Raw genomic sequence first — 10,603 nt, 5'->3', positions numbered from 1 at the left:
ACACCTTTCGTGAGGAATCGAAGAATGGCAACGGACGAGAAGCTCCTCAAATACCTCAAGCGCGTCACGGCCGAGCTCCACGACCTGCGGAAGCAGGGCGCGCGGCACGCTGACGAGCCGCTCGCCATCGTGGGCATGGCGTGCCGGCTGCCGGGTGGGGTGTCCTCGCCCGAGGAATTCTGGAAGCTGGTTTCGGGCGGCGTCGACGCGCTGTCGGAGTTCCCCGGCGACCGCGGCTGGGACCTGGACGGCTTCTTCGACCCGGACCCCGACCACCCGGGCACTTCGTACGCCAGCGAGGGCGGTTTCCTCGACGGGGCCGGGATGTTCGACGCCGGGTTCTTCGGCATCTCGCCGCGCGAGGCGCTGATGATGGACCCGCAGCAGCGGCTGCTGCTGGAGGCGTCGTGGGAGGCGTTCGAGGACGCGGGCGTCGACCCGTTCTCGTTGAAGGGCAGCGACGTCGGGGTCTTCTCCGGGCTCTTCACCCAGGGCTACGGGACCGGGGCGGGCGCGGTCCCGCCGGAGCTGGAGGGGTACGCGGGCACCGGCGGGGCGTCGAGCGTGGCGTCCGGCCGGGTGTCGTACGTGTTCGGCTTCGAGGGTCCGGCGGTCACGATCGACACGGCGTGCTCGTCGTCCCTGGTCGCGATCCACCTCGCCGCGCAGGCCCTGCGCCTGGGGGAGTGCTCGATGGCGCTGGCCGGTGGAGCGACGGTGATGCCGACCCCCGGCACCTTCGTGGCCTACTCCCGGCAGCGGGTGATGGCGCGCGACGCGCGCAGCAAGGCGTTCTCCTCGACGGCGGACGGCACCGGGTGGGCCGAGGGTGTGGGTGTGGTGGTGTTGGAGCGGTTGTCGGTGGCGCGGGAGCGCGGGCACCGGATTTTGGCGGTGTTGCGGGGTTCTGCGGTGAATCAGGATGGTGCGTCGAACGGGTTGACGGCGCCGAACGGTCCTTCGCAGCAGCGGGTGATCCGCAAGGCGCTGGCGGGGGCGGGACTGGTTCCGTCCGATGTGGACATCGTAGAGGGGCACGGCACGGGGACGGCGCTGGGCGATCCGATCGAGGCGCAGGCGTTGCTTGCCACCTATGGGCAGGGCCGGGAGCCGGGCCGGCCGTTGTGGCTGGGGTCGGTGAAGTCGAACGTGGGGCACACGCAGGCGGCCGCCGGCGTCGTCGGGCTGATCAAGATGGTCAAGGCCCTGGAACACGGCGTCATGCCGTCCACGCTGCACGTCGAGGAACCCACCCCGCAGGTGGACTGGACGGCCGGGGCGGTCGAGGTGCTGACCGAGGCGCGGGAGTGGCCGCGGGGTGACCGGCCGCGCCGCGCCGGGGTGTCGGCGTTCGGGATCAGCGGGACGAACGCGCACCTGATCGTCGAAGAAGCGCCGCAGCCGGAGGAACCGGCCGTCGAAGCAGTGCCCGCCGAGCCAGTGTCCGCCGAACCAGGGCCCGCCGAGCCAGTATCCGCCGAGCCAGGGCCCGCCGGTGCGGTGCCGCTGGTCGTGTCGGCCCGGACTCCCGGCGCCCTGGCGGCGCAGGCGGACCGGCTGGCGGCGTTCCTCGGCAGTGGCGACGTCTCGCTGGCGCAAGCGGCGAAGGCGCTGGTGGCGCACCGGGCGCGGTTCGGCGAGCGCGCGGTCGTGGTGGCCGGTTCGGTCGAGCAGGCGGTCACCGGGCTGGGCGCGCTCGCCCGCGAGGAGCGCGCGCCCGGCGTGGTGACCGGCAGCGCGGGCACGCCGGGCAAGGTCGTCTGGGTGTTCCCCGGCCAGGGTTCGCACCGCGTCGGGATGGGCCGCGAGCTGTATGAGCGTTACCCGGTGTACGCGGCGGCGTTCGACGAAGCCTGCGCGCGGCTGGACGAGGGCCTCGCCGGGCGGGTCGACCACCCGGTGCGGGACGTCGTACTCGGCACGGTCCCCGGCAGCGCGAAGCTCCTGGACCTGACCGTGTTCACGCAGGCCGGGCTGTTCGCCGTGGAGAGCGCGCTGTTCCGGCTGGCCGAGTCGTGGGGCTTGCGACCGGACGCGGTGATCGGCCACTCGATCGGCGAGATCACCGCCGCGCACGCGGCGGGAGTGCTTTCGCTGCGGGACGCGGCACGGGTGGTCGCGGCCCGGGGCCTGCTGATGCAGGCCCTGCCGCCGGGCGGGGTGATGGTCGCGGTGGCGGCCGGCGAGGACGCGGTCGCCGGACTGCTTTCCGAGGAGGTGGAGCTCGCGGCGGTCAACGGACCGGCCGCCGTGGTGCTCTCCGGTGAGCACGACGCGGTCGGTGAGGCGGCCGTCCGGCTGCGCGAGCGGGGCCACAAGACCAAGCGGCTGACGGTGTCCCACGCCTTCCACTCGGCGCGGATGGAGCCGGTGCTGGCCGCCTTCGCCGCCGAGCTGGCCGACGTGGCCTGGCAGCGGCCGGAGATCCCGGTGATCTCCAACGTGACCGGGCGGGCGGCCGAACCCGGCGAACTGGCCGATCCGCGCTACTGGGCCGAGCACGTGCGGCGGCCGGTGCGGTTCGCCGACGGCATCGCGGCCGCGGTGCGCGACGGCGGCACGGTGTTCGTCGAGCTCGGTCCGGGCGCGGCCTTGAGCGCCGTGGTCGAGGAGTCCGCGGCCGCCGCCGGAGCCGAGGTCACCTGCGTCGCGGCCCTGCGCGCCGACCGCCCGGAGGAGCAGACCCTGCTGGCCGCCGTCGGCGAGCTGTTCGTGCGCGGCGCCGCGGTGGACTGGGACGCCCTGCTGCCCGCGGCCACCGGCTGGGTGAACCTGCCGACCTACGCCTTCGACCGCCGCAACTACTGGCTCTCCGGCCCCGGCCCGGCGGTGGACGCGACGTCGCTCGGCCAGACCGCCGCCGGGCACCCGATGCTGGGCGCGGTGGTGCGGCTGCCGCGGTTCGACGGGCTGGTGTTCACGTCGCGGCTGTCGCTGCGGACGCACCCGTGGCTCGCCGACCACGTCATCGCCGGGTCCGTGCTGGTCGCCGGGACCGGTCTGGTGGAGCTGGCCGTGCGCGCCGGGGACGAGGCCGGTTGCCCGGTGCTCGACGAGCTGGTGATCGAGGCGCCGCTGGTGGTGCCGGACCAGGGCGGCGTGCGGGTGCAGGTCGCGGTGGGCGCGCCCGGGGCCACCGGGGTGCGCACCGTGGACGTGTACTCCCGCAACGAGGACCAGTCCGGGGACGAAGACTGGACGCGGCACGCCACCGGGACCCTGGCGGCGGCCCCGCCGGCCGTCGACCCGGGCTACGACTTCACCGCCTGGCCGCCGCCCGGCGCCCGGCGGATCGAGATCGGGGACTTCTACGCCGACCTGGCCGAGCGCGGGTACGCCTACGGTCCGGCGTTCCAGGGCCTGCGCGCGGTGTGGGCCCGCGGCGAGACCAACGCCGAGGTCTTCGCCGAGGTCGCGCTGCCCGAGGCGCACCACGACGAAGCCGGCCGGTTCGGCCTGCACCCGGGGCTTCTGGACGCCGGGCTGCACGCCGGGATGCTCGGCATCGCGGCCACCCCGGAGCGGGAGCTCGGGGCGCCCGCGCTGCCGTTCGCGTGGAACGGGCTGGTGCTGCACGCCGCCGGGGCCGCGGCCCTGCGCGTGCGGCTCGTGTTCGACGGACCTAACACCGTGGCGCTGGCGGCGGCGGACGAGACCGGTGGTCTCGTCGTCACGGCGGATTCGCTGGTGTCCCGACCGGTCTCGGCCGAGCAGCTCGACGCGACGCCGTCGGTGATCCGCGAAGCGTTGTTCGACGTGCGGTGGACCGAACTCCCCGCGGTGACGGGGGAGCCGACGTCGTGGGTGCCGGTGACCTCCGCCGCCGACGTGGCGGCGGTGCCCGCGTCGTCGGTGGCGGTGTACGAGGTGACCGGCGCGGCCGACGCCGCGCTGGAACTGACGGCGCACGCGCTGGGCGTGGTGCAGGCGTGGCTCGCGGGCGTCACCGGAGACGGCACGCGGCTCGTGGTCGTGACCCGGGGCGCGGTGCCCGCCGGCGACGGTGCGGTGCCCGACCCGGCCGCGGCGGCGGTCTGGGGCCTGGTGCGGTCGGCGCAGGCGGAAAACCCGGGCCGGTTCGTGCTGCTGGACCTCGATCCCGCCGGTGGTGACCCGGCCGCGGTGCTGGGACCGGTGCTGGCCGGGGGTGAGCCGCAGGTCGCCGTCCGCGGCGGCACGCTGTCGGCGCCCCGCCTCGCCCGCGCCGAAGCTGCCGGACCGGCGCGGTTCGACCCGGCCGGGACGGTCCTGGTCTCGGGCGCGGGTTCGCTCGGCGCGCTGGTGGCCCGGCACGTCGTGACCCGGCACGGGGTCCGGCGGCTGGTGCTCGCCAGCCGCCGTGGCCAGGCCGCCGAGGGCGTCGGCGAGCTGGTCGCCGAGCTGACCGGCGCGGGCGCGACGGTGTCCGTCGTGGCCTGTGACACGGCCGACCGCGATCAGGTCGCGGCGCTGCTCGAAGCCCACCGGCCCACCGCGGTCGTGCACACGGCGGGAGTGCTCGACGACGGCGTGGTCGAGGCGCTCACCCCGGAGCGGCTGGCCACGGTGTTCGCCCCCAAGGTCGACGCGATCCGGCACCTGGACGAGCTGACCCGCGAGGCGGGCCTCACGACCTTCGCCGTGTTCTCCTCGGCCTCCGGTGTGTTCGGCTCCGCGGGGCAGGGCAACTACGCCGCCGCCAACGCCTACCTGGACGCCGTGGTGGCGAACCGGCGCGCCGCGGGCCTGCCGGGCACGTCGCTCGCCTGGGGCATGTGGCAGCAGTCCGACGGGATGACCGCGCACCTGGGCCGATCGGACCAGGCGCGGGCGAGCCGCAGCGGAGTGCTGGCGATCACCGCGACCGAGGGCATGGACCTGCTCGACGCCGCGCTGGGCACCGGGCAGCCGCTGCTCGTGCCGCTCAAGCTGGACCTGCGGGGCCCGCGGGCGAGCGGCGACGTGCCGCACCTGCTGCGCGGACTGGTCCGCGCCGGCCGGCAGCAGGCCCGGGCGGCGGCCGCGCGCACCGACGGACTGCGACCGGAGCTGGCCGGGCTCGCCGCCGCGGAGCAGGAGGCGCTGCTGCTGGACCTGGTGCGCGGGCAGGTCGCGGTCGTGCTCGGGCACGCCGGTCCGGAAGGCGTCCGCGAGAACACGGTGTTCTCGGACGCCGGCTTCGACTCGCTGACGGCGGTGGAACTGCGCAACCGGCTGCGGGAGGCGACCGGGCTGAAGCTGCCCGCGACGCTGGTGTTCGACTACCCGACGCCGCTGGCGCTCGCCCGTCACCTGCGTGACGAACTCGGCGAAGCGCCGGCCGGGGCGGACCGGCCCGGCCGCGCGCCGGCCGTGGCCGCGGCGGCGAACGAGCCGATCGCGATCGTCGGCATGGCGTGCCGCCTGCCCGGGGGCGTCACCGACCCCGAACGCCTGTGGCGCCTGGTGTTCGACGGCCGCGAGGGGCTTTCCTCCTTCCCCGTGGACCGGGGCTGGGACCTGGAGAACCTGTTCGACGCCGACCCCGACCGATCGGGCACGACCTACACCAGCCAGGGCGGGTTCCTCGACGGGGCCGCGCTGTTCGACGCGGCGTTCTTCGGGATCTCGCCCCGGGAAGCCGTGGCCATGGACCCGCAGCAGCGGTTGCTGCTGGAGGCGTCCTGGGAGGCGCTGGAGAGCGCGGGGCTCGACCCCGACGCGGTCAAGGGCACCGACGTCGGCGTGTTCGCCGGGGTGTCCAACCAGGGCTACGGCATGGGCGCGGACGCCGCGCAGATGGAGGGCTACGCCAGCACGGCGGGCGCGTCGAGCGTGGTGTCGGGCCGGGTGTCGTACGTGTTCGGGTTCGAGGGTCCGGCGGTGACGATCGATACGGCGTGTTCGTCTTCGCTGGTGGCGATGCACCTGGCCGCCCAGTCGCTGCGGCAGGGCGAGTGCTCGATGGCGCTGGCCGGCGGCGTGACCGTGATGGGAACACCCGGCACCTTCGTCGAGTTTTCGCGGCAGCGGGGCCTGGCCGGGGACGGGCGGTGCAAGGCGTATGCGGATGGCGCGGATGGTACGGGGTGGGCTGAGGGTGTGGGTGTGGTGGTGTTGGAGCGGTTGTCGGTGGCGCGGGAGCGGGGTCATCGGGTTTTGGCTCTGTTGAAGGGTTCTGCGGTGAATCAGGATGGTGCGTCGAATGGGTTGACGGCGCCGAATGGTCCTTCGCAGCAGCGGGTGATCCGGAGTGCGTTGGGTAGTGCCGGCCTGGATCCGTCCGATGTGGACGTTGTGGAGGGTCATGGCACCGGGACCGCGCTGGGCGATCCGATCGAGGCGCAGGCGTTGCTGGCCACTTACGGGAAGGACCGCGATCCGGCGCAGCCGTTGTGGCTGGGTTCGGTGAAGTCGAACTTCGGCCACACGCAGTCGGCCGCCGGGGTCGCGAGCGTGATCAAGATGGTGCAGGCGCTGCGCTACGGCGTCCTGCCGCGCACCCTGCACGTGACGCAGCCGACGACGCAGGTGGACTGGTCCGCCGGGGCGGTCGAAGTGCTGACCGAGGCCCGGGAGTGGCCGCGGGGCGACCGGCCGCGCCGCGCGGGCGTCTCGTCGTTCGGGATCAGCGGGACGAACGCGCACCTGATCATCGAAGAAGCCCCGCTCGACCCGCCGCCGGTCGCCGAAGCGGCGCCGGCCGAGGTGGTGCTCCCGGCGGTGCCGGTGGTGCTGTCCGCGCGCAGCGCCGCTTCCCTGGCCGGGCAGGCGGGCCGGCTGGCGGCGTTCCTCGGGGACTCGCCCGAGCCGCTGGCGAAGGTGGCCGGTGCGCTGGTCACCGGGCGGGCGGTGTTCGGCGAACGCGCGGTGGTGGTCGCGGGCTCGGCCGAGGAGGCCCGGTCCGGCCTGACCGCCCTGGCCGGGGGCGAGGACGCGCCCGGCGCGGTGGCCGGCCGGGTCCCGGCGGCCGGTCCGCCGGAAAAGCTGGTGTGGGTGTTCCCGGGGCAGGGGACGCAGTGGCCCGGGATGGGCCGCGAACTGCTCGACGCGTCGCCGGTGTTCGCCGAGCGGATCGCCGAGTGCGCCGCCGCGCTCGCGCCGTGGGTCGGCTGGTCGCTGCTGGACGTGCTGCGCGGCGACGCCGATCCCGCGTTGATGGATCGGGTCGATGTCCTGCAGCCCGCGAGCTTCGCGATGATGGTGGGCCTCGCGGCGGTGTGGTCCTCGGTCGGCGTGGTCCCCGACGCGGTGCTGGGGCACTCGCAGGGCGAGATCGCCGCGGCCTGCGTGTCGGGCGCGCTGTCCCTGGCGGACGCGGCGAAGGTTGTAGCGTTGCGCAGCCAGGCGATCGCCGCGCGGCTGTCCGGGCGCGGCGGGATGGCGTCGGTCGCCCTGAGCGAGAGCGAAGCCGTCCTGCGGCTGGTGCCCTGGGCGGGCTGGGTCGAGGTGGCGGCGGTCAACGGGCCGTCCTCGGTGGTGATCGCGGGAGACGCCGACGCGCTCGGTGAGGCGCTGGATTCCCTGGAGCGCCAAGGGGTCCGGGTCCGGCGGGTGGCGGTGGACTACGCCTCGCACACGTGGCACGTGGAGGACATCCGTGACACGCTCGCCGGTTCGCTTGCCGGGATCGAGGCGAAGGCGCCGTTGGTGCCGTTCTTCTCCACTGTGACCGGTGAGTGGGTCACCGATGCCGGAGTCGTAGACGGCGAGTACTGGTACCGGAACCTGCGCCGGCCGGTCGGGTTCGGGCCGGCCGTGGCCGAGCTGCTCGACCGGGGCCACCGCGCGTTCGTCGAGGTCAGCGCCCACCCGGTGCTGGTCCAGCCGCTCGCCGAGCTCGTCGACGAAACCGGCGCGGTCGTGGCCGGTTCGCTGCGCCGCGAAGACGGCGGGCTGCGGCGGCTGCTGACGTCGATGGCCGAGCTGTACGTCCGCGGGGTCGCGGTGGACTGGAGCGGGATCCTGCCCGCCCCGGCCGGGCGGGTGGACCTCCCGGCCTACGCCTTCGACCACCAGCACTTCTGGCTCAGCCCGGCCGAACCGGCCACCGACGCCGTCTCGCTGGGGCTCGCCGGGGCCGACCACCCGCTGCTGGCCGCGGTCGTGCCCCTGCCGCAGTCCGACGGTCTGCTGGGCACTTCCCGGCTGTCGCTGCGCTCGCACCCCTGGCTGGCCGAGCACGCGGTCCGGGACATCGTGATCGTCCCCGGCACCGGTCTGGTCGAGCTGGCCGTGCGGGCCGGTGACGAAGCCGGCTGCCCGGTGCTCGACGAGCTGGTGATCGAGGCGCCGCTCGTGGTGCCCCGCCGCGGCGGGGTGCGCGTGCAGGTCGCGCTGAGCGGACCGGGCGAGGACGGCTCGCGCACGGTGGAGGTCTACTCCCAGCGCGAGGACGCCGGTGGGGGCGGGTCCGCGGACGCATGGACCCGGCACGCGACCGGTGTCCTGGTGCCCGCGGCCGCGCCGGTCCGCGGCACCACCGGGTTCGACTTCGCCGCCTGGCCGCCGCCCGGCGCGCAGTCCGTGGACATCGGCGGAGCCTACGAGGTGCTCGCCGGGATCGGGTACGGCTACGGGCCGGTGTTCCGGGCCGTGCGGGCGGTGTGGCGGCGCGGTGACGAGACCTTCGCCGAAATCGCCCTGCCCGAGGAGTACCGGGCGGACGCCGCCCGGTTCGGCATCCACCCCGCGCTGCTGGACGCGGCCCTGCACTCGACGATGGTGGCCGCCGCGGCTCCCGCGGGCGAGGCCGGGCCCTACGGGCGGGAAGTGCGGCTGCCGTTCGCGTGGAACGGGTTGCGGCTGCACGCCGCCGGCGCGTCGACGCTGCGGGTGCGGGTCGGCCGGCCCGACGCCGACACGCTGTCGCTCGAAGCGGTGGACGAGACGGGTGGCCCGGTCGTGACGATGGACGGGCTGGTGGGCCGGCCGGTGTCCGAGGAGCAGCTGGCCACCGCGGCGGGTCCGGGCCGCGCCGAATCGCTGTACCGGGTGGACTGGACCGCGTTGTCCCGTGTGGACGGTGCCGGTCCGGTGCCGTCCTGGGTGCCGGTGGCCACCGCGGAAGAGGTGGCGACGCTGGCCGACGACGTCCTGTCCGGGCTGAGCGCCGCGCCGGAGGTGGCCGTGATGGACGCCGTCGCGGACGGGGACCCGGCGCTGGCGCTCACCGTCCGGGTGCTGGACGTGGTGCAGTGCTGGCTGGCCGGGGCCGGGCTGGAAAGCGCGAAGCTGGCGATCGTGACCCGGGGCGCGGTGCCCGCCGGCGACGGCGGGGTGAGCGATCCGGCCGCGGCCGCGGTGTGGGGCCTGGTCCGGGCCGCGCAGGCGGAGAACCCGGACCGGATCGTCCTGCTGGACACCGACCCCGCGGCCGGGACCGGGGTGGCGGCCGTGCTGGGTCCGGTGCTGGCCAGCGGTGAGCCGCAGGTCGCGGTGCGCGGGTCGAGGTTGTCCGTGCCGCGCCTGGCCCGCGCCGGGCAGGCGGGACCGCCCGCCGGGTTCGGCCCGCGCGGGACGGTGCTGGTCACCGGGGGCACCGGCTCGCTCGGCGGGCTGGTGGCCCGGCACCTGGTCGAGCGGCACGGGGTCCGGCGGCTGCTGCTGGCCAGCCGGCGGGGACTGGACGCCGACGGCGCGAAGGACCTGGTCGCCGACCTCACCGCCGCGGGCGCGGAGGTCTCGGTGGTCGCCTGCGACGTGTCCGAACGGGACCAGGTGGCGACCCTGCTCGCGACCGTGCCGCAGGAGCACCCCCTGTCCGGGGTGGTGCACACCGCCGGTGTCTCGGACGCCGGGGTGATCGGCACGGTGCTGCCGGAGCGGCTGGCCCGGGTGTTCGCGCCGAAGGTGGATGCGGTGTCGCACCTGGACGAGCTGACGCGGGGTGTGGATCTGGATGCTTTTGTGGTCTATTCCTCGGTTTCGGCGGTGTTCATGGGTGCGGGTAGTGGGAGTTACGCGGCGGCGAATGCGTTCTTGGACGGGTTGATGGCGAATCGTCGGGCGGCGGGTCTGCCGGGTCTGTCGCTGGCGTGGGGCCTGTGGGACCAGCGCACGGGTGGCATGGCGGCCGGTTCCGACGACGCCGCCAAAGCCCGGATGAACCGGCGCGGCGGGCTCGTGGCCATGACCCCCGAAGAGGGCCTGGAGCTGTTCGACGCCGCCGTCGGGTCCGGGGCGGCGGTGCTGGTCCCGGCCCGGCTCGACCTGCGGGGGCTGCGCGCCGGCGGCGGCGCGGGCACAGAGGTGCCGCACCTGCTGCGCGGGCTGGTCCGAGTGGGCCGTCAGCAGGCCCGCACCGCCGAGGTGGCCGACCGCGGCCGGCTGGCCGACCGGCTCGCCGGGCGCACCCCGCACGAGCGGGCCGAGATCCTGCTCGAGCTGGTGCGGACGCAGGTGGCCGGGGTGCTCGGGTACCGCTCCGCCCAGCAGATCGACGAGGACCAGGGGTTGTTCGAGATCGGCTTCGACTCCCTGACCGCGATCGAGCTGCGCAACCGGCTGCGGGCCGTCACCGACCGGAAGATCGCGCCCAGCGTCGTCTTCGACCACCCGACGCCCAAACTGCTCGCCGCGCACCTGCTCGAACTGGTCGGCGGCGAACCGGCCGCGGCCCCCGTGCCGACCTCGGTCTGAAAGG

At 75.1% G+C, this 10,603-nt stretch carries 1 protein-coding gene; it reads left to right on the top strand.

Annotated elements, in window-relative coordinates:
• The first annotated feature begins 24 nt into the window (after nt 1–24).
• Nucleotides 25–10,599, top strand: coding sequence for a type I polyketide synthase (locus NYF13_RS02455; RefSeq protein WP_315653843.1), 10,575 nt, complete (start codon nt 25–27; stop codon nt 10,597–10,599).
• The last annotated feature ends 4 nt before the right edge of the window (nt 10,600–10,603 follow it).

Origin of the sequence: Amycolatopsis sp. PS_44_ISF1 (assembly GCF_032335455.1) — a bacterium.
GTDB lineage: Bacteria > Actinomycetota > Actinomycetes > Mycobacteriales > Pseudonocardiaceae > Amycolatopsis.
This window is presented reverse-complemented; position numbering and strand designations above follow the sequence as displayed.